Origin of the sequence: Halomarina halobia (assembly GCF_029338575.1) — an archaeon.
GTDB classification, from domain to species: Archaea; Halobacteriota; Halobacteria; order Halobacteriales; family Haloarculaceae; genus Halomarina; species Halomarina halobia.
The window spans coordinates 966,543-990,003 of the sequence record NZ_CP119992.1 but is presented as its reverse complement, the minus strand read 5'-3'; the positions used below and the strand labels follow the sequence as shown (position 1 = coordinate 990,003).

Genomic DNA, 23,461 nt, shown 5'->3' with positions numbered 1-23,461 from the left:
AACGGTCGGCACGTATATCGGACGCGCCGGTGTAGCCCCACGCGACGAATGGGACTGGAAACGCTGTTCACCCCGAGACGCGTCGCCGTCGTCGGCGCGACCGAGCGCGAGGGGTCGGTCGGCAGGGCCGTGATGAGGAACATGCTCGACTCGTTCGAGGGCGAGACGGTTCCGGTGAACCCCAACGCCGAGTCGGTGCTCGGCAGGGAGGCGTACCCCGACGTCGCGTCCGTTCCCGGCGAGGTGGACCTCGCGGTCGTCGTCGTCCCCGGTCGCGTCGCGGTGGACGTCGTCCGCGGGATCGCCGAGGCGGGCGTCGAGAACGTGGTGGTCATCACTGCGGGGTTCGGCGAGACCGGGAGTGAGGGCGCGCGGCGCGAACGGGAACTCCGCGCGGTCGCGGAGGAGCACGACCTCGATCTGGTGGGGCCGAACAGCCTCGGAATCATCAGCACGCCGGCGGGCGTGAACGCGACCTTCGGGCCGGAGAACGCCCTCGAGGGAAGCATCTCCTTCATGAGCCAGTCGGGCGCGTTCATCACGGCCGTGCTGGACTGGGCGAACGACCGCGGCATCGGGTTCAAGGACGTCGTCTCGCTCGGCAACAAGGCCGTCCTCGACGAGCGCGACTTCGTCGAGGCATGGGGTGACGACGAGGGGACGGACGTCGTCCTCGGCTACCTCGAGGGGATCACCGACGGCGCGTCGTTCATCCGAACCGCCCGCGAGGTGACGGCCGAGACGCCCATCGTGCTCGTGAAGTCCGGTCGGACTGAGGCGGGCGCGTCGGCCGCCGCCTCCCACACCGGCACCATCGCCGGGAGCGAGGCGGCCTACGAGGCCGGACTCGAACAGGCGGGCGTCGTCCGCGCGGAGAACGTCCAGGAGCTGTTCGACGCCGCGAGCATCCTCGCGGGCCAGCCACTCCCCGAGACGGACTCGGTGGCCGTGGTGACGAACGCGGGCGGCCCCGGGGTGATGGCGACGGACGCCATCGGCGACTCCGGCCTCTCGCTCGCGTCGTTCGCCGACGAGACGCTCGCCCGCTTCGAGGAGGCCCTCCCCGAGGAGGCGAACATCTACAACCCGGTGGACGTGATCGGCGACGCGCCGGTCGACCGGTTCGCCGAGGCGATCGAGATCGCCATGGACGACCCGAACGTCGGCGCGGTCTGCGTCGTCACCTGCCCGACCGCCGTGCTCACCTTCGACGACCTCGCGTCCGCCGTCGTCGGGCGGCAGGCCGAGTCGGGCCTCCCCGTCGCCACCTGCTTCATGGGCGGCGAGCGGACCGAGTCCGCGCGGGAGATCCTCGGCGAGGCGGGCATTCCGACCTACTTCGACCCGGCGCGCGCGGTGGAGAGCCTCGACGCGCTGCGGTCGTACGCGGAGATCCGCGAGCGGGAGTACGTCGAGCCGACGACGTTCGACGTGGACCGGGAACGAGCGCGCGAGATCCTGCGGGGGGCGGCCGACCGCGGCGACACCCGCCTCGGGGTGGAGGCGATGGGGCTGCTCGACGCCTACGGCGTCCCGATCCCCGAGGGGGACGTCGTCTCCTCGCCCGAGGAGGCCATCGAGGTCGCCGAGTCCATCGAGGGCGACGTCGTGATGAAGATCGTGAGCCCCGACGTCCTCCACAAGTCGGACATCGGCGGCGTCCGCGTCGGCGTCCGGAACGACGACGTCTACGACACCTACGAGGACCTCGTCGCCCGCGCGAAGAACTACCAGCCCGACGCGACGATCCTCGGCGTGCAGGTACAGGAACTGCTCGACCTGGAGGCGGGCATCGAGACCATCGCCGGGATGAACCGCGATCCGCAGTTCGGCCCGCTCGTCCTGTTCGGCCTCGGGGGCATCTTCGTCGAGGTGCTGGAGGACACGACGGTGCGGGTCGCCCCCGTCAGCGAGCCCGAGGCGGCGGGGATGGTAGACGACATCCGGGCCGCGCCGCTCCTCCGCGGCGCGCGCGGCCGCCGACCCGTCGACGAGGAGCGCGTCGTCGAGGTCATCCAGCGGCTCTCGCAGCTCGTGACGGACTTCCCGGCCATCCTCGAACTCGACGTCAACCCCCTCGTTGCGACGCCCGACGGCGCGACCGCCGTCGACATCAGACTCACCATCGACCCCGACGAGCTATGAACCCGATCCTCATCACATCGACCGACGAGAGCACAGGCAAGACTGCAGTCACGCTGGCGCTGGCGCAACTCGCGCGGGAGCGCGGCCTCGACGTCGGCTACATGAAACCGAAGGGGACGCGCCTCCAGAGCGCAGTCGGCAAGACCCTCGACGAGGACCCCCTGCTCGCGCGCGAACTCCTCGACCTCGACGCCGAGATGGCCGACCTCGAACCCGTCGTCTACTCGCCGACGTTCGTCGAGCAGGCGCTGCGCGGGCGCGAGGACGCGGACGCCCTCCACGAGCGCGTGCGCGAGAGTTACGACGACCTCGCCGCAGACAGGGACCTCGTGCTCGTCGACGGCGGCGGGTCGTTCTCGACGGGCGGCGTCGTCGACCTCACAGACGCCGACGTCGCTGACCTGCTCGACGCCACCGCGGTCCTCATCGCCCGCTACGAACAGCCCGGCGACGTGGACGCGGTGCTGTCCGCGGCCCGGCACCTCGGCGACCGCCTCGGCGGCGTCCTGTTCAACGCGGTCGCCGACGCCGCCTACGACCAGCTGACGACCGACGTCGTTCCCTTCCTCGAGGGGAGGGGGATCACCGTCTTCGGCGCGCTCCCCCGCGTGCAGGAACTCGCGGGCGTCACGGTCGCGGAGCTCGCGGACGACCTCGGCGCGCGGGTGGTGACGACGAGCGCGCCGACCGACGCCTTCATCGAGCGCTTCACCGTGGGCGCGATGGGTGCCGACGACGCGCTCCGGCAGTTCCGCCGCACCCGCGACGCGGCGATGATCACGGGCGGCGACCGCTCGGACATCCAGGCGGCGGCGCTCGAAGCGCCGGGCATCAGGTGCCTCCTGCTCACCGGCGGGTTCCGCCCCGCCGGCGCGGTCGTCGGCCGCGCCGAGGAGGAGGGCGTGCCCATCCTGACGGTCCAGACGGACACCATCACGGCCGTGGAGCGGGCCGAGGACGTGCTCAGGCAGGGGCGCGCCCGGAGCGCCGAGACGGTCGAGGTCATGCGCGGACTCCTCGAGGACGGCGCTGACGTCGACGGGATGCTCGACCTCGCGGGGTGAGCGCGCTCCGACGACGATCCGGAAGGGGGGACTCCCTCAGGCGTGCTCAGGCGTGCTGCTCGATCGCCGATCGGAGCGTCGCCTCGTCCTGTACGCCGACGAACTGCTCGACCTGCCGGCCGCCGGCGTAGAGCTGAAGCGTCGGAACCCCACGGATGCCGTGGGACTGCGCGATCGCCTGGTTGGCGTCGATGTCCACCTTGGCGACGGTCGCCGGGGAGTCGGCGGCGAGGGTCTCGATCGTCGGTTCGAGCATCTTGCACGGTCCGCACCAATCCGCGTAGAAGTCGACGAGCACGACGTCGTGGCCCGCGACGACCTCGTCGAACTCCTCCGCGCCGTTCACGTGGATCGGCTCGTCCGGGGCGTCGCCCCCACCTGCTCGCTTCGCGAGTTCCTCGCGCTTTCGATCGCGTATCGCGTCGAGTTCCTCGTCGGATTCACTCATACTCCGGTATTCTCTCGACGACGGCTTAATTACGCCGACTGTGTGTCCGCTGTCTGCACAACCGTGGCGGGGCGCTCGTCGGCGCAGCGGGGGATCGCTGTCCGCCGCTGCGGTGATCCGATCGCCGGGGATTCGCGCGTCGAACCGGACGCTTGCGCGGCGCGGTCGCTTCCGGTCGTCGAGTGTGCCGTACGAATAGCGGGGGAGTCACTCCCCACCTCGTCGCCGGTTCGGGCGGACCGGCGACGAGTGCGTGTTCGAGACACGCAGTGCCGGGCTGTCAGAGGCATCCGGCAAACGTTCATAGCCTAGCCAGGATAATTACCTCACCGCTCGACCGGACACGTAACGAGTGAACATACTTATAAAAAAGTTTCCCCCATTTATGTATGGGTGCGGGGGTCCCGGAACGTTTACGTGCTGGTGCGCTCACGTGTGCTGAGTGCGCGACCCGGTGCCGGAGGCGGTGCTCGATCTGCTCGCTCGACGCGCGGAGTTGCTGGACCGGATCGCCGAACGGCCGGCCGACAAGCCCGCGCTCGGGGACGCGCTCGGCGTCTCGCGCTCCACGGTCGACCGCGCCGTTCGGGAACTCGCGGAGCGCGGATTCATCGAGCGATGTGGGGACGGCTATCGCACCACGGCCGCCGGTCGGCTCGCCGCCGCCTCCTACGGGGAGTTCCGCCGACGGTCCGAGGGGATCCGCGCCGCGGCGGACGTCCTCGACGTGCTGCCGCCGGACGCGCCGCTCGACGCGCGGGCGCTCGCCGGCGCCGAGGTCGTCGCGGCCGACGGGGGCGATCCGGAGCGACCGGCCCGACGGATCGCCGAACTGGTTGGTCGGGCGGACGAGGTTCGGGGTGCCGGCGGACTGGTCGCCGATCGATACGTCCGGCTCTACCGCGATCGGATCCTCGACGGGACGGCCGTGCGGGTCGTGCTCGCGCCCGCGTCGCTCGAACGCCTGCTCGCCGGACACGCGGACGCCGTCGCGGCGGCGCTCGAAACCGGGCTCGTGGAGCTCCGCGAGTCCCCCGACGCGCCGCCGTTCGGCCTCAGGCTCTACTCGCGCGACGACGAGACGACGATGAGCGTCACCGTCTACGACGACGACCTCCGGGGGATCATCTGCAACGACGACCCCGGGGCGGTCGAGTGGGCGGCGGAGTACGTCGAACGGATCTGGAACGACGCCCGGGCGATACCGACCCCGTGAACGCGCGAGCGTAACTGCCGGGGGCCCACGAACCTCCGTCCTCGCCTCGTCTCGCCGACGCTTCCACGAGGCGGTGAACTGCCGTCTGACAGTACTGTTAAGGCCTCCCGCTACGACGGCGGGGACATGGAGATCACCGCGAACCCGACACCCCAGGAGATCACCTCGCTCGTCGGACGGGAGGTCTACTCGAACAACGGCGTGTTCGTCGGTCAGGTCGAGGACCTCCGCCTCGACCTCGACAGCGAGCGCGTCACCGGCCTCGCGCTCTCGCAGCTCAACGGCGAGCTGTTCAAGGACCGCGCTCGCGGCGCTCGCGGCGTGCTCATCCCCTACCGCTGGGTGCGCGCCGTCGGGGACGTCATCCTCGTGAACGACGTCGTCGAACGACTCAAGGAGCCGGAAGAGGAAGCGGCGGTCTGAGTCGGGTTTCGTCCACGTCCCCGCCTATCGCTCGTCGAGCGGCGTCCACGTCCGATCGGCGTCCCCGACGTACCGGCCGCGCGGGCGGATGAGCCGATCGGCCTCCAGCTGTTCGAGGCTGTGGGCGGTCCAGCCGCCGACGCGCGAGACGCCGAAGGTCGCCGCGAACAGGTCCCGGGGGATGCCGATGCCGTGGAGGAGCAGCGAGGTGTAGAACTCGACGTTCGTGTCGAGGGGGCGATCCGGTTTGTACTCCGCGAGCAGGTCCGTCGCCGTCTCCTCGACCTCGGCGGCGAGCGCGAAGAACTCGCCGTCGCCGTCCGCCTCGTAGAAGCGCTCGGCGGCGGACGAGAGGACCGCCGCGCGAGGGTCGCGGACCCGGTAGACGCGGTGACCGAAACCCATGATGCGCTCGCCGGACGCCAGTCGCTCGCGGAGGTACGCCTCGGGGTCGCCCGTCTCCTCGATCTCGAAGAGCATGTCGAGTACCGGTCCCGGCGCGCCGCCGTGCAGCGGGCCCTTCAGCGCGCCGACGGCCCCCGTCGCGGCCGAGACGACGTCGGACCGCGTCGAGGCGATGGTCCGCGCGGTGAACGTCGAGGCGTTCAGCCCGTGGTCGACGACCGTGTTGAGGTACGTCTCCAGCCCGCGGACCTCCGCGTCGCTCGGCTCCTCGCCGGTGAGCATGTACAGGTAGTTGCCGGCGTGCGAGAGGTCCTCGCGGGGCGACAGGGGCGCCTCGCCCTCGCGCGTCCGCCAGTAGGCCGCGACGACCGTCGGGAAGCGCGCCACGGCGGTCCGGGCGGCCTCCTCCGGGGACTCGTCCTCGCGGCCGAGGTTCGCGCTCGCCGCGCCCATCCGGAGGGCGTCCATCGCGTCGGCACCGTCCTCCGCGGCCGCCCGGACGACCTCGTAGGCCTCGTCGGCGAGGTCGCGGCGGGCGGCGAGGTCGTCGCGCAGCGCGTCGAGTTCGTCGGCGTCCGGCAGGCGGTCGTTCCAGAGCAGGAAGACCGTCTCCTCGTAGGTGGCGTTCGCCGCGAGCTCCTCCACCGGGAACCCGCTGATGACGAGCTCGCCCGCCTCGCCGTCGACGTGGCTCAGGCGCGTCTCGGCGGCGATGACGTTCTCGAGACCGGGAGCGAAGGTGTCGTCCGTCATAGTGACGTCTAGCGGGCGGAGGGATTTATCCCACACCCCTGCGGGGGCGGTTGCCGGTACGTGGGGGGTTCACGGTCGGCGATACGTCGATCGCCGATGACTCGATCGCCGGTAGGTCGGCGGTAGGTCGGCCATCGATAGCTCGATCGCCGGGTGACCGCCGCCGGAGCGGTCACGGATGCGCCGGTCGTCGGTACGTCGGTCGCTCAGCTCCCGTTGGAGTCGCCCGTCTCGACGCCCATCGCGTCGAAGAGCTTCCGCCTGACGGCCTCCTCGGTGAGCGCGAGTAGCGTGTCTCGGTTGTCCTCGCTGGTTTCGATGCCGGTGAAGATACCGAGCGGGATCTCGACGGTGGCGTCGGTGGAGTGGCCGCGGGCCTCGCCGATGTCGCCGAAGGCGTCGTCGAGCACCGCGCCGATGTTCATCCGGATGTCCTTCGAGCGGGCGGCGAGGTAGATGGTGTCCTCGGTGATGGCGAAGACGGCGGTCGTGGTGATCCCCTCGAGGTTGAGGAGGTGTTGAGCGGCCTGCGCGAGCGCGTCGCGGTCGCGGACGAACCCGGCGTTCGAGACGAGGTGGCTCCCCTTCACGTCGCGGTTGCGGATGGCCTCCGCGAGCACGTCGAGCGTCTCGGGGCTCATGCTCGGCGACTCCACCTGCTCCAGCGTGTCGTGATCCACGAACGGGTAGAGGTACGCCGCGGCGGTGAGGTCCGCCGGGGTGGTGTCGCGCTTGAAGTCGAGGGTCTCCGCGCGGATGCCGTAGAGCAGCGCGGTCGCGACCTCCTCGTTCAGACTCAGGTCGAACTCCTGGATGTACTTCGTGAGGATGGTCGAGGTGGAGGAGATGTTGGGACGGATGTCCTCGAACCGGGCGTCGTACTCGAGTTCGGGCTCCGCGTGGTCGATGTAGATGTCGATGTGGCGGTCGACGGGCGGTTCCGAGGCCTGCGCGTGGTCGACGAGCGCGATGGTGTCGTAGTCGTCGAGGGTCACGTCGCTCCGCGGGACGAGTTCGATGCCGAGGAGGTTCACGAACGCGCGGTTCTCCTGGAGGCCGATCTCGCCGTCGTAGACGATGTCGGCCTCGACGTCGCGGGCCTCCGCGATGGCCTTGAGCGCGACGGCGCTCGCGATCGAGTCCGGGTCGGGGCTTCGGTGAGTGAGGATGGCGAGTTTGCTATCGGATCCGTCGAGTATCTCGGCGAGCTTACCCGTCTTGTACTCGAGTTCGCCCGTCTCGAGCGCGCGCAACGCGGAGTCGGCGATGACGGCCGAGGGATTGATGACCACGTCCGCCCCCATCTCGGCGAGGTCGTCGGCCGACACCGGGTCGGAGGCGCGCGCGACGATGAACTGCTCGCCTCCCCGGTCGCGGATGTTCTCGACGGCGGCCATGTTCGCGTCGACGTCCGACGAGAGGATGAGGACGACGTCGCGGTCCGCGACGTCGTCCGCGACGCTCGCCTCGCGGATGTCGGCCATCCGAGCGTCCATGTCCTGGTCGCGGAGCGCCTCGACGCGCCCCTCGTCCATGTCGATGATGAGGACGTCCTTGTCCTCCTCTTCGAGTGCCTCGGCGACGGCGTGACCGACGCTACCGCAGCCGAGGATGGCGTACGTGGACATGGACGCCATGGTGATGGCGGTACTCATGATATGCTACCTCTGACTGCCTCGTACTTTAAATAAGTGGGATCGGTGAGTACGCTCCGCTCCGAAAACGTCGGTGAGGGCACGTCCGACGCTCGTTCGCGTTGTCGAACGCGGCGCATCTGGTCCGTCGGATGCACCGCTTCGCGACGTTCGACGCCCGGGATACCGACCACCGGCACGGACGCGGGTCGACACCTACTCGACGCGCGTCTCCGGAGAGATCCAACCAACAGCGCTCCCCGGACGCACGCGCGCCTGGCGATCGACCCGGGACGGATCCGCCCGCCGGAACGCGTCGCGACCGCTCGCCCCGGACGTACGAAGAAAACCCCACGGAGGCGACCGACGGTCGGTCGCCGAGACGATCCCACCTGTGGAGAACTCGGCGCGAAACGCTCCCATTCTACGGTGCGCTCCGCGCCGGTCCCCGGCGCACCCTTCGACACCCAGCTATATATTAATTATGCAGAAAAATTAATTTAATACCGACAAAATATGAATATATCCTCGTTCGGCCGATCGACGTGAGCCGCTCTCCGTGGTAGTTCGCCGTACGCGATGGCGACGCAGGGGCCGGTCGAAAGGAAACCTATATGAATCAACCGCAGTTACTCGAAATCGAGGGCTGATAGCTCAGCCAGGCAGAGCATCTGGCTCTTAACCAGACGGCCGAGGGTTCAAATCCCTCTCAGCCCGCTGTTCGTGTGCGAGCGACAGCGAGCACCGAACGAGTTCCTGAGTGGATTTGAATCAGGGAGCGAGCGTCAGCGAGCGACCGTGGTTCAAATCCCTCTCGGCCCCTCACCCTCCTCGCCGCTCTCCGACCCGGCACGAAGCGCTCGTTCTAGCGTCGCGCAATCCCGCTAGCCATCCGACGATGGTCGTCACTCCGTCGTCGCGTCGTCGTCGAAGGGATAGCGCAGTCCGGTCGGGTACTCGCTCTCCTCGGTGGTATCTAGCCGGAGCGCGATGCAGAAACGATCGAAGCCCACTTCGAGCGCGGCGAACATGAGGAGTTCGACGAGTCCCTCCCGGCCGAACTCGTCCCGGAGATCGTCGATCAGTTCGTCGGTGATGCCGTGCGGGTCGGACGAGAAGGCGTCGGCCAGCCGAACGGCGAGGGCCTCGTGGTCGTCGAGGTCGTCGAGGTCGGCCGTTCCACAGAGCACCGCGTCCTCCTTCGATGCGACGTCGTCGGCCACGTCCCGGGTGCGGACCGTCGCGCAGTAGGCGCAGCGATTCACGGCGGCGACCCGCAGTCGCATCAGTTCCAGGGTCTCCGCGTCGATACGCTCGCTCCGCGGGAACGCCTCGAAGACGGCGGCGATTCGCTCGAACAGTTCCGGCCGGTGGGCCATCGCCCCGAAGAAGGCGGCGTCGCCGTACCACCCGTCGCGGGCGTCCCGGAGGAGCGCGCCGACCGCCTCGTCCTCGGCCTCCTCGGGCGCGACGGTGTCGATTCGCGAGGGCATAGGCGCGCGTACGTACAGCGCGAAGCGACAAACGTGCTACGGTGGATCACACCGCACGGAGGTAGAGGCGAAACTCGAGGCCGTCGTCGACGGCGACGACCTCCGACGTCTCCTTCTCGAACCGGACGGCGACCTCCTCGGTCGGGAACTCGTCGCAGAGTCGGTCGGCGACGTGCTGGACCGGTCCGACGGCGTCGGCCGGTGCGTAGAGCCCCACGCCGGCCGCGCTCGGCGCGTCCGCCATCGCGTCGGCGATCCGGTCGGCCAGATCGTCGGACGGTACGGACACCGACACGTAGCGCTCCCCGCGGTACCGAAACGCGGCCATCCCCGTTTCGGCCGGTTCAGTCTCGCCCGGTGCTCGGGCGACCGCACTCGCGAGCGCCGATGCGGTCGCCGCGGCCCCCTCGCGCCACTCGTCGTCCGGCGCATCGGGCGGATGCCAAGCGCGGAACCGACCGTCCTCGCGGCGGTCGAGCGCCCCCGCCCCGACCAGGAACGCGAGGTGGGCGACGAGCGCGTCGTCGTGCGGGGCGACTCCGTTCGGACCCTCGCGTTCGAGGAGGTGCCGTCCGAGGTCGTCCGCGTCGAAGGGGTCGTCCTCGAACGCCTCCCGCGCGGCGACGTACACCGCAGCGCACGCATCGAGCGACGGAACCCGGATGGTCGATGTCATGGACGTATAGTGTCGTTCGGCGAACCCGTTAATCGTTCGCCGTCGGCGCGCCGTGCGGTGCCGCAACCGAACTCCGTCATTCGCCCCTCTCACCTGTAGTCGTCCGGTACTATATCCGCGGCGACGATTAGGACTATTTTGTTGCTTGCCGATTGATAGCTCGGACCATGGTAGAAACAGTGTTCGAGGTGGACACGGACAAACCCCCCGACGAGCAGCCGGATCCCATCGTCAACAGGTGGCACCCGGACGTGCCGGCCGTGGCGACGGTGAAGCCGGGGGAGACGTTCCGCGTCGAGTGCCTCGACTGGACGGGCAACCAGGTCGTGAACGACGACAGCGCGAACGACATACGCGACATGCGGCTGGATCCGAACCACCACCTGAGCGGTCCCTTCGAGGTGGAGGGGGCCGAACCGGGGGACATCCTCGTCGTCGACATCCTCGACCTCGGGCCGTTCCCCGACCACGAGTGGGGGTTCACGGGCATCTTCGAACAGGACAACGGCGGCGGGTTCCTCACGGACCACTTCCCCGAGGCGCGGAAGGCGATCTGGGACCTGGAGGGCGTCTACACGTCCTCGCGACACGTGCCGGACGTGCGGTTCGCGGGGCTGTCGCACCCCGGTATCGTGGGGACGTCGCCTTCCCACGACCTGCTCGAACGGTGGAACGAACGCGAGCGGGCGCTCATCGAACGCGGCCCCGAGAACGAGACGGCGGTGAACCACGAGACGCGCGAGGACGATCCGCCGCTCGCGCTCCCGCCGGAGCCCAACGAGGTGATGCTCGGGGACATGGACGAGAGCCGGGTCGAGGAGGCGGCCGAGGAGGCGGCGCGGACCATCCCGCCGCGCGAGAACGCCGGGAACTGCGACATCAAGAACCTCAGTCGCGGCTCGCGGGTGTACATCCCGGTGTTCGTCGACGGTGCGAAGCTCATCACCGGCGACCTCCACTTCTCGCAGGGCGACGGCGAGATCACGTTCTGCGGTGCCATCGAGATGGCGGGGTTCGTCGACCTGAAGGTGGACCTCATCAAGAACGGCGTCGAGCGCTTCGGGATCGATCACGCGATGTTCAAGCCGGGGAACGTAGAGCCGCAGTTCTCCGAGTACATCGTCTTCGAGGGGTACTCCGTCGACGAGGAGGGGACGCAGCACTACAAGAACTCGACCGTCGCGATGCGCCGGGCCTGCCTCGACGCCATCGACTACCTGACCAACTTCGGGTACAGCCGCGAACAGGGCTACATCCTCCTCAGCACCGTCCCCGTCGAGAGCCGCATCGCCGGCATCGTCGACCTCCCGAACACCTGCGTCACCGTCTCGGTGCCCCAGGAGGTGTTCGAGTTCGACGTCGATCCGGACAGCCTCGAGGACGCGCCGAGCGAGGCGCGGGGTAACGTGGCGGAACCCTCCTGAGCGCACACCCGGCCGTCCGTTTTTCGTCGTCGCGTGGCTCTCCGGTCGGAGGGACACGCGCTCGCCCCTCGGAAGTCACCCGAAGTCGAAGCGAGACGGAGGACCCCCGGCCACGGTCGGGACGTCATCTCAGTGTCCGATCGCCCAGGGATAACTGCCGTGTCGGTGTCTACCGTGATCGTCCCCGATCCCGTGATCGTGGTCGTGGTCGTGACCGCGGGCGTCACCGCCGCGCGCGGCGACGACGTCGTCGACCCGCAGGAGCACGTTCGCGGCCTCGGTCGCGCCCGCGATGGCCCGTCGCTTGACCGCGAGCGGTTCGACCACCCCCCGCGCGGCGATGTCGGCGATCGAACCGTCCGCGGCGTAGATCCCGACCGTCGCGTCGCCCCCGTCGTGGCGGGCGCGGAGGTCGGCCAGCACGTCGATGGGCGAGAGTCCCGCGTTCTCCGCCAGCGTTCGGGGGACGGCCTCCAGTGCTCGGGCGGCCGCCTCGACCGCCAGTTGCTCGCGACTGTCGAGTCCGACGGCGAAGTCGCGGAGGTCCGCGGCCAGCGCCACCTCCGTCGCGCCGCCGCCCGGGAGCAGGTCGTCGTAGAGGAGCGCGAGCGTCACGACGGTCAGGCAGTTCCGGACCACCCGGCGCGTCTCGTCGATGGCGTGCTGAGTGCCCCCGCGGAGCAGCAACGACACCTGCTCCGACTCCGCGTTGCCGCGAACGATCGTCAGACCGCGCCCGGCGAGCCGTCGCCGCTCGACGACGCCCGCCCGGCCGAGGTTATCGCGCGCGAGTTCCTCGATGTCCGCGACGAGCGTTCCGCCCGTGGCGCGGGCGAGCTTGTGCATCTCGTCCCGTCGCGTCCGTTCGACGGCGAGTATCCCGCGGCGCACGAGACGCGACCGGAGCACATCGTCGACGGCCTGCTGGCAGAACACCGCGTCCGTCCCGGCGTCCGCGATGCGCTCGATCTGCTCCCGAAGCTGACTCTCCTCGTGCGCCGTCACGGCGTCGAGGCCGTCCGCGTCCTCGACCGTCACGGCACGGGTCGCGCTCGCCTTTCGGACGCCGAGCGGCGCGTCGACGAGCGCGACGCGTGCGTCCGCGAACCGGCGCGGCAGGTGGATCGCCTCGTCGGCGGTCGCGGAGGACTCCTCCATGTCGATGACGAGGCCGTCGACGAGTTCCGTGTCGCCGGGGCTTCCGCCGGGTACCCCCTGGAGCGTGATGCGGTGTCGGTCGACCCTGCGATCATCCCTCACCGCGAGGACCGCGTCCGCGGCGAGTTCGGCGATGTGTGTCGCCTCCGGCTCCGACCACTTCCCGGTGATGGAGGTCCGTGCGACCGCGACGAGCGTCTCCCGGTCGGTCGGTTCGCCGCCGAGCGTCAGCGTCGGGAGCGTCTCCAGCGCTCGATCGCACGCCCGATGGTACCCCGCGGTGATCGTCCCCGGGCGGAGGCCCAGCTCGAACAGGTCCTCCGCCTCGTCGAGCAGCGCGCCAGCGAGGAGCACCGCGGTCGTCGTGCCGTCGCCGACCTGTTCCGCCTGTTTCGACGCGACGTCGTACAGCAACGACGCCGCGGGGTGCTCGATCTCCATCCGATCCAGGATCGACGCGCCGTCGTTCGTGACGACCGCCAGCCCGTCGGTCCCCACGAGGAGCTTGTCGCGTCCAGCCGGACCGAGCGTCGTCCGCAGCGTGGCCGCGAGCGCTCGACCGGCCGCGATGTTGGCGCGACGAGCGTCCCGGCCGGTCGTTCGATCGAGTCCCCCGCTCCTGAGCTGACGGGCCCAGCGCGTACCTTCATGTGGCATGATATCACTGAACTATGGCATCCACGCCTCGCGACAAAAGTGTAACTGCGCCGTCTAATCCGTTGCGTTCGACGACTACCGCGTCATCGGGTCAGTCTTTTCGTCACGTAACCTCCGTTCCGAATCGAACAATCAGGTATATCTCTGTTGTCAGACAATTGTCCTGACGGGCTGTGGTCCGTGCTACCATGGTCTGTGGGGAGGGAAGCAATGTCACTGTACACGGAACTCGGGATGGGCCTGGTGTTCGTCGGGGCCGTCCTCGTCGTCAACGGCCTGTGGCTGCTCGGGCGAGGATCCGACCGCGATACGGCCGTCCTGAACTTCCTCGTCGGCGGGTTGACGCTGTTCATCGCCCTGTGGTGGGCGTTCGGGGGCGAGGCCTCGCCGGGGACGGCGTTCAACGCGGCGGCGACGCTCCTGTTCTCGTTTACGTACCTCTGGGTGGGGGTCAACGCCTACCGCCGCGCCGACGACCAGCGGTCGCTCGGCTGGTACTGCATCCTCGTCACCGTCGTCGCCGTCCCGACGGGGTATCTCGTGTGGATCGGCGGCGACGTCGGCCTCGCGCTGCTCTGGTGGATCTGGGCGATACTGTGGGCGACGTTCTGGCTCCTGCTCGCCCTCCAGCGGGTCGACTACACGGTTCCGGTCGCCTGGTACACGATCGCGGTGGGCATCGTCACGGGCGCGGCCGGATACCTGATGGCCGCGGGGTTCTGGCCGTGGGCTCCCGCCTGATCCCGTTCACTCGCTGATCTTGTAGTTCGGTGCCTCGTCGGTGATGACGACGTCGTGGGCGTGGCCCTCCTTCTGTCCGGCGGCGGAGACGCGGACGAACTCCGCGCGCTCCTTGAACTCGGCGATGGACGCCGCGCCGACGTAGCCCATGCCGGACTGCATCCCGCCGACGAGCTGGTGGAGTTCGCTGGCGAGGCTGCCCTTGTACGGCGTCGCCGCCTCGACGCCCTCCGGGACGAACTCCTCGTCCTCCTCGGCTTCCTTGAGGTAGCGATCGCCGCCGCCGGAGCGCATCGCGCCGACGCTGCCCATGCCGCGGTACTGCTTGTACTTCTTCCCGTTCATCGTGATGACGCGGCCCGGGGCCTCGTCGGTGCCCGCGAAGTACGAGCCGAGCATGACGGCGTCCGCGCCGGCGGCGATCGCCTTGATGGCGTCCCCGGAGTAGCGGATCCCGCCGTCCGCGATCACGGGAACGTCGCGTTCGCTCGCGACGTCCGCCACGCCCGCGACGGCCGAGATCTGGGGCATCCCCGCGCCGCTCACGACGCGCGTGGTGCAGATGCTCCCCGGACCGATACCGACCTTCAGGCCGTCGGCGAAGTCGACGAGCGCCTCCGCGGCCTCTGGCGTACCGATGTTCCCGACGACGACGTCCGCCTCGACGGTCCCCGCGATCTCGCGCGCGGAGTCGACGACGTTTCGATTGTGCGCGTGCGCGCAGTCGATGAACAGCACGTCGGCCCCCGCCTCGTCGGCGGCCTCGGCGCGATCCGCCTCGAAGGGTCCGACGGCCACGCCGACGAGCAGCCGCCCGCTCTCGTCGCGGGCGGCGTCCTGGTACTCGCGGCGCTGGAGGATGCCCTGCATCGTGACGAGTCCGGTGAGCGTTCCGCCGTCGTCGACGATGGGGACGCGCTCTATCTTGTGCTCGTACATGAGTTCGAGCGCGGCGCGAGCGGTGACGTCCTCGCCGGCCGTGATGACCTCGTCGGTCATCGCCTCGCGAACCTCGTCGCGCTGGCCGACCTCGAGGTACGGGCGGATGTCGGTACCCGAGATGATACCGAGGACGACGCCGTCGTCGTCGACGACGGGCGCGCCGGAGACGCCCTCGCGTTCCATCATCGTGTCCACCTCGCGGACGGTCTGGTCGGGGTTCGCGGTGACGACGTCGCGGATGATGAGTTCGTCGGCGCGCTTGACGCGCTCTACGTGTTCCGCGGTCTCCTCCACCGTCATGTTGCGGTGGAGGACGCCGAGGCCGCCCTCCCGAGCCATCGCGATCGCCAGGTCCGCCTCCGTGACCGTGTCCATCGCGGCGGAGAGGACGGGGACGTTCAGTTGCACGTTCGTCGAGACGCGCGTGCGCATCTCGGCGTCGTCGGGTTCGACGTGACTCTCCATCGGGCGCAGCAGTACGTCGTCGAACGTGAGCGCTTCCGGGACTCGAAGCTTCTCGGAGAAGGGTTCCTCGCGCGGCGTCTTCGCCATGTAAACGGTGGTTGGTCTCGCTGTAAAAGCGTTGCGAGTACCGCGACCCCGCGACACGCGACCACAGGGATCACGGGTGGCGTTCGTATCGGTTCGGGCAATATTCTCGCCCGGAGAGGATCTGGACGTTCGTACAGATTATCACCGAAACTGCAGTGAGACGGCTGTCCACGGCCGACACGAGTGTACATGAGTTCGTTCCGTGGGCACGCTTCTCACACAACGTTTATGATCGAATGCACGGTTACTTCCGGTATGGACTCCGCGATTCCCGTCGGAGCGCGTACCGGCTCGATAGCCTTCAATTCCGGTATGGACATCTTTCGGTTTACAGGGAATTTCGCGGGGAAATCCGTCACATTCGGGCGACCCTCCCACGACGCGTTCGAGAACGCGACGGCTCGCCTGCGTCCCCGGTATCGTGACGGACACTACCGTTCGGCCGACGGTGAGGCCCGACGCGCCTGACTGATGAGTACGTCACGTCATCCTATCGCCCTGCGCCTCGAGCGGCGCGTGGGGCGCGGTACTCGTCTGCTCGGGACGGTGATGGCCCTCCCGCTCGTCGACGGTATCTTCCCCGCGCTGGTTCTCGCCGGTGCCCTGAGTTCGATAACGGGCATCTTCGAGGTCGGCCTGCTGGTGTTCGGCGGCAGCGCAACGCTCGCGGTCGTCCTCGCGGAGATGGAGGGGACGCGCCGCGAGCAGGTCGTCTCGGTCCTCTCGGTCGGCGTGATCATCGTCGCGGTCGCGGCCGTCGAGGCCGCGCTCGCCCCGACCATCGAGCGGCTCATCGTCCTCGAGACGTTCGAGCGCTTCGCCGCGCTGGTCATCCTCGCCATCGCGGCGAAGACCGCCAGTTCGACCGTCGGCGAGTACCTCCCCAGTCCGGGGACGATAGTCGGACTCGGGCTCATCGCCAGCCTCGACCCCGTCGGGTTCGAACTGGTGTTCAACCCGGACGCCGGACAGATCGCGGCGGGCGCGGCCGCCGCGGGCGTGGGGACCGCCTTCGCCCTCGTCGCCGCCCTCGCCGGCCCGACGCTCCGGCAACTGGTCGACATCGACCGCTTCCGCTTCGGGAGCGCCGTCGCGCTCGGCATCCTCCCGCTCACGATGTACGCCGAGACGAAGTTCCCGCTCGCGCTCGCCGTGCTCGGCGTGACCTGCCTGCTCTCGATCGATCCCACGGAGACGGACCGCGTCGACGAGACGGGGAACGAGCCGACGGGGGAGCGCGAGCCGACCCCCGACGCCGTCCCGACGGCCGTGGCGGACGACGCCGACGCCCCCGTCTCCTCGGTCTTCGCCGACCCGGAGGCGCGCGGTGCCAGCGCCGCGGCGGACGGGGGGGCCGGTCCGGACGGCGACCGCGGGCGCGACCCGGAGCGCGCCCCCTGGCTCTGATCGCGAGGGGGAAGGCTTAGGGACGCGACGGCCCGTCTCCCTCCATGGGAGAGAACCGAGTCGTGCAGGGACGGATGGTGACGCCGACGTCCCTCGCGGAACTGATCGAGGGCGGGGACGTGATGGACGCCGAGCCGATCCGGGACGCTGACCGCGACTGTCCCGAGTGCGGCGGGAACGTCCTCGTCGTCGGCTACATGCCCTCCGTCCTCGAGTTCGTGACGGGGTACAAGTGCCAGGACTGCGACTGGAGGGAGACGGACCGCGAGTGACCGCTCCGGCGACGTGAGTGTTCCGCGAAACCGTAACCGCTTTACGGCGTCTAACCGTCGTCCTTGATAGCGGGGACGTGGCCAAGCCAGGCATGGCGACTGACTCCAGAGGCCACGCGCCCGGGACGAGACTCCAGACTGATATACCGAGCGGCGGGCTGATCACCTCGCCGCGTTGACGACCCTCTGGAGTTCCGAGGCGCACACCGGAGATATCAGTCGATCGGGGGTTCAAATCCCTCCGTCCCCATACTTCTGCTCCGAGCACTCATGCGAGGAGCGAAATTTGTCCGAGGGGGATTTGAACCAGGGAGCGAGCAGAGCGAGCGACCGCGGTTCAACATCCCTCTGCCCGCACTCCGTGCGTGACAATTGTGGGATAGTGTACAGTCGCTAACCGCCGATCAGCGACGGGTGCGGTTCGGACCCGGGTCCGGCACGGCGAAACTATCCGCGTAGGGAGCGGTGAGGTCGAACGACACCACGGCTTTCCTATGATCTCCGTGATCGTCCGCGAATTCGGTTCAAGTAACACCCGCCCTCGCCCTCTATCTGGTTTCACTCTCGACGGTCGGAGGCGTGTTGATCGTGTCCGACACGCTGTTTGTCGAGGTGACTCTGCATCTTCTCGAGCGCTGTTTTGGCCTCGGTCCGGTTCGTCTCTAGACGCGAGACGACGTCGTCTGGAAGATCGAGGCCTTCAGCGAGCAGTAAGAGGCGATCTAGCAGAGTGATCTCCAACCGCTCGTTGATCATTCCGATACTGAGAACGTCCAACTCGCGGAGCTCGACGTCTTCGACTTCTTCGACGAATTCGTCCTTCTCGGCGAGGAGCCCCTCCATTATCGGGCTTCCGCGTTCTCGCGGTTCGCTATCGAGCGTCGCGAAGATCGCCTCGATACGGTCGATCTGCTCGACCGTATCACCCTCGTGGCCGCTGAAAATCGCTCTGATTTCGTCACTGTCCGCGGCAGCCGCGAGGTCGCTGTGTAGATCGAGGATTTCTATCTCGGCGTGGTAGAGCTTTTGCAGCTCTCGTTCGAACATGTCACGTTTTGTTTGGATAGCCATCGTTCCTCACTCCTCCCCTTCCGTGTGATCGACCCCCTCTTCGTCGTGTTCTTCGGCGAGCGGCGCTCTGCCGAAGACTACCTCGCGGATACACTCTTGAACTACCGTTTTGTCGGCGATGTCGCTCTCGATGAGGAGGCGGAGTCCCTCGGACGAGATCTCGTTTCCGGCTTCGAGGTCACTCAGTAACTCGGGTATGGACACCCGTTTCGTTTTCAACCGCACGTCCATGTCCTCGACGAGGACGCCGTTTTTCCGACCGGCTCGATAGAGCGCGTCGAAGAGTACCTGCTCGGCGACAGTCGGTTCCTGCTCACCGTCCGTACCGCGTAAGAGTGCCGTGACGTCGACGCTGGTGAGGAGAAACGCAAGCCCGTTCGCAATGCCTTCCCGGAGCTGCTCGTCCTCTAACTCCCACACGCGCCCGTTCCCGGACGTTCCTTCGAATATCTTTCCGCGTTCGTCCTCGTCGAGGTGCTCCAACAGAACCGTAAAATCCAGAATCGAATTATAGATGCGCTCCCGGATGTCCTTGCGCCGTTGATACCGTTGTTGTTTGGCGTGCTTCCCGTCGTACGTTTTCTCGCCAGTAAGCCAGCGGCGATCTTCGCTGGTCAGCATCGCGTTTTTGCGATTAGCCATGCGCTATCCCATGCGACGTCACCTGGACGTATAAACACGGACGACCCTGGTAAATGCGAATTCATAGACGATGGTAGATATTTATTTACCGATCCGCGATCACCTCCTTCTATGGCTCGCCAGCGCGGACCTCCGGAGTCCGGCAGCGACAGTTACGGACGGGGTGGTTCACGTGCGTGAGACGCGGGCGACGGAGGCACCCCGGCAGTACGGGGGACAGTCGAGCCCCGAGAGACTGATCGAGATCGCGCGGTACTTCTCGTTCATCGGAATCGTGGGGTTCGGGGGCCCCCTCGTCCACATCGCGATGATGGAGGATGATCTCGTCGGTGAAGACTCGCGCCGATGGACGGACGAGTCGATTTTCATGGAGGGTCTCGCTATCTGCAATATGTTACCCGGGCCGGCGTCGACCCAGCTGGGGATCTTCATGGGCTGGGTTCGAGCTGGCATCCCCGGCGCACTCGTTGCCGGGGTCTTCTTCATGCTGCCGACCTTCGTCATCGTCGTCGTCTTCTCGTGGCTCTACTTCGCCTATCAGACCGTACCGGCGGTCGAGGCCGTCTTCTACGGCATCAATCCCGTCGTAATCGGACTGATCGTCGGCGCGTCCTACTCGATGGCGCAGAACGCCCTCGCGGGCGGCCGATCTCACGCCGAATTCGACGTCGGATCCGACACGTGGCCCGTCGATTTTCTGCTGGTCGCGCTCCTCGTGGCCGCTATCGTTGCGACGGTCTCACTGAATCCGAATCCTGTCGTCGAGTTCGTCGTCGCCGGCCTGATCGCGGTGGCCGTCTACCGATTCGACTGGGTCCGATCGAACGCTCGAGGCGTAATCGTTTTCGGCGTCGTCGCCGCCGCGTTCAGTATCGCCTACTCGTTGCGGGATCGGATCCGCAGTTTTGTTGGCGCAGGTGTCCGACGGACGATCGAAGCGAGCCCCCTCTGGGGGCTCGCGGTAGTCGTCTGGGCGAACCCCTGGATGAAACTGTTCCTGTTCATGGTCTACACGGGGTCGTTCATCTACGGCGGCGGGCTCGTTCTCATCCCGTTTATCGAGAAGTACGTGGTAAATGAATTCGCGTGGATGACCGCGCGGGAGTTCGTCGACGGGATCGCTATCGGGCAACTCTCGCCAGGTCCGGTCGTGATGACTACGGCCTTCGTGGGTTACAAACTCATGCTCGACGTCTCGGGGGGCGTCCTGTGGATCGCAGTGCTGGGTGCACTCGTTGCGATGATCGGGGCGTTCGGCCCGTCGTTCGTGTTCATCATCGGGTTCTTCCCGTACTTCGCGAAGGTACGCGAGAACGACGTCGTACAGACGGCTCTGACGGGTGTCAACGCCGCCGTGGTCGGCGCAATCCTCGGTGCGACGGTCACGCTCGCGGCCGAGTCGTTTATCGTCGAAACACCGACGCTTCCGGTCGCGATCGGTGCTACGACGCTCGATCTCTTCACCGTGGGGCTCGCTATCGTCACGTACTGGCTGTTCGTCCGCGGCGTCCACGCCGCGTATCTGATCCTCGGCGGCGGGGCGATCGGGATCGGGGCGTTCTTCCTCCTCTGATCACCTGGACTCGGCTCCTTGAAACCCTTCCTCGAAGGCCCGGTGACTGCGTCCGTTCACCGAATGAGAGCAATGTGACGGCACGCTTTATCGAGGTTCGATCCGTTCACGATAGTATGACTCGCGTGGCGTTTGTTTGTGTCGGAAATGCCGGCAGGAGCCAGATGGCAACCGCCTTCGCTGAACGAGAACGGGACCGACGCGGTCAGGATATCGACGTCGTTACCGGCGGGACTGACCCGGCGGACCACGTTCACGAAGCGGTCGTCGAGGTGATGAGGGAAGAAGGAATTGATATCGGCGACCGGCCCCCCCGTGAAATCACGCCCGAGGACATCGAGAACGTAGACGACGTTGTGACGATGGGGTGTTCGGTCGACCAGTTCCGGCCCGACGACTGGGAGGGCGAGAGCCAGCAGTGGGATATAGAACACCCGGGCGGCGACAGCATCGCCGCCGTTCGTCGACAACGCGACGAAATCGAACGGCGCGTATCCGATCTCTTCGACGAACTCGAGGCTGAAGATGGCAGTGCTTCCGAGGGCTAACCCCACATCGGAGGTGCAGATATCGATACCCGCCCTGGACTCCGTCCACGGTTTTCATACGTGTCGGCACTAAATCCGTTAACGGTACGGTAAAATCTATTTACCCGATGGTCCTACGTTCGCGCATAGATGGCGACAGAGGAGGGCTCCGCTGGCGTATTCGATCCGTTCCGCCAGTTCTTCGCGCTCGAACGTGACGTGCTCGTCCTCTCCGTGGCGATGTTCGCGTTCAGCCTCGGCTTCCAGATGACCAGCCGATACGTGCCGGAGTACATGGCGGTGCTGGGAGCGACGCCGTTCGTTATCGGGCTCTACGGGACGTTCGGAAACGTCATCAGCGCCGTCTACCCATACCCCGGTGGGGCGTTCTCCGATCGCATCGGTTCCCGGTACGCGCTGACGCTGTTCGGTCTTCTATCGACTCTTGGGTTTCTGTTCTGGCTCATCGCGCCGCTGATCGGAACGGTCGAACTCGGTGGCCTCGCAATCGAGCCATGGATCTGGATCTTCGTCGGGCTGATCCTCGCACAGGCGTGGAAATCGTTCGGCCTCGGGGCGACGTTCGCGATCGTCAAGCAGAGCGTGTCCGAGTCCCGACTCGCACGAGGATTTGCCAGCACAGAGACGTTCCGCCGAACGGCGTTCCTGATCGGTCCCTTACTCGCCGCCGGCTTGCTGTACTTTGGCGGTGGCGATGTCCTCCCGGGGTTCCTTTACGTACTCGGCGTCGCAACCGCCTTCGGTGTAGCTGCCACGGTTGTTCAGCACTTCCGCTACGACGCGAGCGAGGATACCATCGGGAAGGAGTTCGAAGGCGTCCAGCAGATCGCACGGGACCTTGGAGCTCTTCCCGCGGAACTCCGCCCGCTGCTCGTCGGTGACACGCTCGTCCGCTTCGCGAACGGGATGGTGTACGTCTTCTTCGTCATCGTCATCACTCGGTTCCTCGAAGTTGACGTCACGCTCTTCGGCTACTACCTGAGTCCGGAGGTGTTCTTCGGCGTTTTACTCGGGTTGGAGATGGTCGTTGCGCTACTCGTGATGGCACCAGCCGCAAAGATAGCGGAACACGTGGGCCTCAAACCGGTGGTTGCACTCGGATTCGCCGTGTACGCGGTCTTCCCCGTGCTTTTGATCTTCGCACCGCCGAACGCATTCATCGTCGGGCTCCTGTTTGCCTTCTCCGGCCTCCGGTTTGCTGGCCTTCCGTCCCACAAGGCACTGATCGTGGGTCCGGCCGAACGTGATGCGGGCGGCCGTGTGACGGGTGCGTACTATCTCCTTCGAAACGCGATCGTGATTCCGAGTGCTGCACTCGGTGGCTACCTCTGGGATTTCGTCAGTCCTGAACTCGCTTTCGCGCTCGCGGCAACGATCGGTCTCGTCGGTACTGGATACTTCTTGGCTTTTGGAAAAGAGTTCGAAGCGTACGTTTCATAGCTTTCCCGTCCATATTGCTGACGATACGTGGAACGAGGCTCTACACACGTCGTGTGTCCCACTCGCGGGGGAGGACGCGATGATAACGGTTCCGGTCAGGATCCATCGCTGGTGGACAGCCCGGTCAACGCTCTCCGGACGTTCACCCCTTCCGCGTTCGTACCGGCGACGCTGGACGACGCCGCGGTCACCGCCTCTCGGCCGTCACTCATCGGCGTCACCCCGGAGGTCGTCGAGGGTTTCGAGTAGCCGCGTCGTGGCGGGGGGTGAGGCCGTAGTAGCGCCAGCGCCCCTCCTTGCGTCGCGTCACGAGTCCCGCGCCGTGAAGCCGCGAGACGGCCTGACTCACCGCGCCCTGGCTCACACCGAGCGCCGGTTCGAGTTGGCAGACGCACAGGCCGCCGTCCGCCCTCGCGATCAGGCGTAGCGCCTCGTACCGGATGTCGTTGCCCATCGCCGAGAGCAACTGCACGTCGGTCGCGAGGGCGGCTCTCGCCCTCGTCGGCGTCGTAGCCGCACAGGCGTTTCGTTTCCGGAGGTGGCGCGGAGGACGCTGCCTCGCGGCGTTCGGCGAGGTCTGTAGACTCTAATCGTCGGACGAGACCACCTCATCCTGGCTTCGAGGTGGTCCGCGTACTCAATCGTGAACTCGTGAACGCGGTCGATGTCGAACGTCTCACCGTTCAAGGGTTTTCGGCCCCGCTCTCCGCTCGCGATGACTCGTGCCAGATGTTTCTCCTCGCCATCGTGAAACCATCGAGAGCATGGCGTCGAGTC

Annotated in this window: 21 protein-coding genes and 2 tRNA genes; 13 read left to right on the top strand and 10 right to left on the bottom strand. The window is 67.2% G+C overall.

Going from position 1 to position 23,461, the window contains the following annotated elements; genetic code table 11:
- The first annotated feature begins 48 nt into the window (after positions 1-48).
- Both acs and P1K31_RS05350 read left to right on the top strand, forming a co-directional pair.
- Entirely contained in the window at positions 49-2,145 is a 2,097-nt protein-coding gene (acs, locus tag P1K31_RS05355; RefSeq protein ID WP_276305250.1) for an acetate--CoA ligase alpha subunit, read from the top strand.
- Complete coding sequence (locus tag P1K31_RS05350) at positions 2,142-3,209, top strand: phosphotransacetylase family protein (protein ID WP_276305249.1); 1,068 nt, start codon at positions 2,142-2,144, stop codon at positions 3,207-3,209. The genes acs and P1K31_RS05350 overlap by 4 nt, the downstream gene beginning before the upstream one ends.
- Before the next feature lie 46 nt (positions 3,210-3,255).
- On the opposite strand, the gene trxA is transcribed toward P1K31_RS05350, so the two are convergent.
- Positions 3,256-3,657 carry a thioredoxin gene (trxA, locus tag P1K31_RS05345; RefSeq protein WP_276305248.1) on the bottom strand — a complete coding sequence of 134 codons (402 nt, stop codon included), beginning with the start codon at positions 3,655-3,657 and terminating at the stop codon, positions 3,256-3,258.
- 442 nt (positions 3,658-4,099) lie between these two features.
- On the opposite strand from trxA, the gene P1K31_RS05340 reads away from it, so the two are divergent.
- Together P1K31_RS05340 and P1K31_RS05335 are read left to right on the top strand one after the other, a co-directional pair.
- Positions 4,100-4,873: a helix-turn-helix transcriptional regulator gene (locus P1K31_RS05340; RefSeq protein WP_276305247.1), complete on the top strand. Its 774-nt coding sequence runs from the start codon at positions 4,100-4,102 to the stop codon at positions 4,871-4,873.
- A 126-nt stretch (positions 4,874-4,999) separates the two neighbouring features.
- Positions 5,000-5,296: a PRC-barrel domain-containing protein gene (locus P1K31_RS05335; protein ID WP_276305246.1), complete on the top strand. Its 297-nt coding sequence runs from the start codon at positions 5,000-5,002 to the stop codon at positions 5,294-5,296.
- Between the two features lie 24 nt (positions 5,297-5,320).
- Here P1K31_RS05335 and P1K31_RS05330 read toward each other — a convergent pair whose 3' ends face one another.
- Both P1K31_RS05330 and P1K31_RS05325 read right to left on the bottom strand, forming a co-directional pair.
- Positions 5,321-6,454, bottom strand: a complete 1,134-nt coding sequence (locus P1K31_RS05330; RefSeq protein ID WP_276305245.1) for a citrate synthase/methylcitrate synthase — start codon at positions 6,452-6,454, stop codon at positions 5,321-5,323.
- A 206-nt stretch (positions 6,455-6,660) separates the two neighbouring features.
- Positions 6,661-8,109 carry a DHH family phosphoesterase gene (locus tag P1K31_RS05325; protein WP_276305244.1) on the bottom strand — a complete coding sequence of 483 codons (1,449 nt, stop codon included), beginning with the start codon at positions 8,107-8,109 and terminating at the stop codon, positions 6,661-6,663.
- Between the two features lie 622 nt (positions 8,110-8,731).
- On the opposite strand from P1K31_RS05325, the gene P1K31_RS05320 reads away from it, so the two are divergent.
- Positions 8,732-8,805: transfer RNA gene (locus P1K31_RS05320), tRNA-Lys, on the top strand.
- A gap of 188 nt (positions 8,806-8,993) precedes the next feature.
- Here the strand turns inward: P1K31_RS05320 and P1K31_RS05315 are convergent.
- Both P1K31_RS05315 and P1K31_RS05310 read right to left on the bottom strand, forming a co-directional pair.
- A complete protein-coding gene (locus P1K31_RS05315; RefSeq protein WP_276305243.1) occupies positions 8,994-9,581 on the bottom strand; it encodes a carboxymuconolactone decarboxylase family protein in 588 nt (195 codons plus the stop codon).
- A 46-nt stretch (positions 9,582-9,627) separates the two neighbouring features.
- The gene (locus tag P1K31_RS05310; RefSeq protein WP_276305242.1) at positions 9,628-10,257 is read right to left on the bottom strand and encodes a hypothetical protein; all 630 of its coding nucleotides are present in this window, start codon (positions 10,255-10,257) and stop codon (positions 9,628-9,630) included.
- Positions 10,258-10,424: 167 nt separating this feature from the next.
- On the opposite strand from P1K31_RS05310, the gene fmdA reads away from it, so the two are divergent.
- Positions 10,425-11,681 carry a formamidase gene (fmdA, locus tag P1K31_RS05305; protein ID WP_276305241.1) on the top strand — a complete coding sequence of 419 codons (1,257 nt, stop codon included), beginning with the start codon at positions 10,425-10,427 and terminating at the stop codon, positions 11,679-11,681.
- Between the two features lie 129 nt (positions 11,682-11,810).
- Here fmdA and thsA read toward each other — a convergent pair whose 3' ends face one another.
- Complete coding sequence (thsA, locus tag P1K31_RS05300; protein ID WP_276305240.1) at positions 11,811-13,496, bottom strand: thermosome subunit alpha; 1,686 nt, start codon at positions 13,494-13,496, stop codon at positions 11,811-11,813.
- A gap of 210 nt (positions 13,497-13,706) precedes the next feature.
- On the opposite strand from thsA, the gene P1K31_RS05295 reads away from it, so the two are divergent.
- On the top strand, positions 13,707-14,237 hold the full coding sequence (locus P1K31_RS05295) for an AmiS/UreI family transporter (RefSeq protein WP_276305239.1): 531 nt from the start codon (positions 13,707-13,709) through the stop codon (positions 14,235-14,237).
- Positions 14,238-14,243: 6 nt separating this feature from the next.
- Here the strand turns inward: P1K31_RS05295 and guaB are convergent, their stop codons facing one another.
- Entirely contained in the window at positions 14,244-15,731 is a 1,488-nt protein-coding gene (guaB, locus tag P1K31_RS05290) for an IMP dehydrogenase (protein WP_276305238.1), read from the bottom strand.
- 471 nt (positions 15,732-16,202) lie between these two features.
- Between guaB and P1K31_RS05285 the strand changes: the two genes are divergently transcribed.
- The 3 genes from P1K31_RS05285 (at position 16,203) to P1K31_RS05275 (ending at position 17,660) form a co-directional block, all read left to right on the top strand.
- Positions 16,203-17,138: a DUF5794 domain-containing protein gene (locus P1K31_RS05285; RefSeq protein WP_276305237.1), complete on the top strand. Its 936-nt coding sequence runs from the start codon at positions 16,203-16,205 to the stop codon at positions 17,136-17,138.
- 44 nt (positions 17,139-17,182) lie between these two features.
- The gene (locus P1K31_RS05280; RefSeq protein ID WP_276305236.1) at positions 17,183-17,410 is read left to right on the top strand and encodes a DUF5795 family protein; all 228 of its coding nucleotides are present in this window, start codon (positions 17,183-17,185) and stop codon (positions 17,408-17,410) included.
- Positions 17,411-17,481: 71 nt separating this feature from the next.
- Positions 17,482-17,660: transfer RNA gene (locus P1K31_RS05275), tRNA-Trp, on the top strand.
- Between the two features lie 308 nt (positions 17,661-17,968).
- Here the strand turns inward: P1K31_RS05275 and P1K31_RS05270 are convergent.
- Both P1K31_RS05270 and P1K31_RS05265 read right to left on the bottom strand, forming a co-directional pair.
- On the bottom strand, positions 17,969-18,481 hold the full coding sequence (locus tag P1K31_RS05270) for a DUF892 family protein (RefSeq protein WP_276305235.1): 513 nt from the start codon (positions 18,479-18,481) through the stop codon (positions 17,969-17,971).
- A 6-nt stretch (positions 18,482-18,487) separates the two neighbouring features.
- Positions 18,488-19,123: a DUF8102 family protein gene (locus tag P1K31_RS05265; protein WP_276305234.1), complete on the bottom strand. Its 636-nt coding sequence runs from the start codon at positions 19,121-19,123 to the stop codon at positions 18,488-18,490.
- 172 nt (positions 19,124-19,295) lie between these two features.
- Between P1K31_RS05265 and chrA the strand changes: the two genes are divergently transcribed.
- The 3 genes from chrA to P1K31_RS05250 all read left to right on the top strand — a co-directional run bounded on the left by chrA (position 19,296) and on the right by P1K31_RS05250 (position 22,684).
- Complete coding sequence (gene chrA / locus P1K31_RS05260; RefSeq protein WP_379793881.1) at positions 19,296-20,696, top strand: chromate efflux transporter; 1,401 nt, start codon at positions 19,296-19,298, stop codon at positions 20,694-20,696.
- A 116-nt stretch (positions 20,697-20,812) separates the two neighbouring features.
- Positions 20,813-21,244: an arsenate-mycothiol transferase ArsC gene (locus P1K31_RS05255; RefSeq protein WP_276305232.1), complete on the top strand. Its 432-nt coding sequence runs from the start codon at positions 20,813-20,815 to the stop codon at positions 21,242-21,244.
- 129 nt (positions 21,245-21,373) lie between these two features.
- Positions 21,374-22,684 carry an MFS transporter gene (locus P1K31_RS05250; RefSeq protein ID WP_276305231.1) on the top strand — a complete coding sequence of 437 codons (1,311 nt, stop codon included), beginning with the start codon at positions 21,374-21,376 and terminating at the stop codon, positions 22,682-22,684.
- Between the two features lie 217 nt (positions 22,685-22,901).
- Here the strand turns inward: P1K31_RS05250 and P1K31_RS05245 are convergent, their stop codons facing one another.
- The gene (locus P1K31_RS05245) at positions 22,902-23,156 is read right to left on the bottom strand and encodes an ArsR/SmtB family transcription factor (protein WP_276305230.1); all 255 of its coding nucleotides are present in this window, start codon (positions 23,154-23,156) and stop codon (positions 22,902-22,904) included.
- Positions 23,157-23,461: the final 305 nt, after the last annotated feature.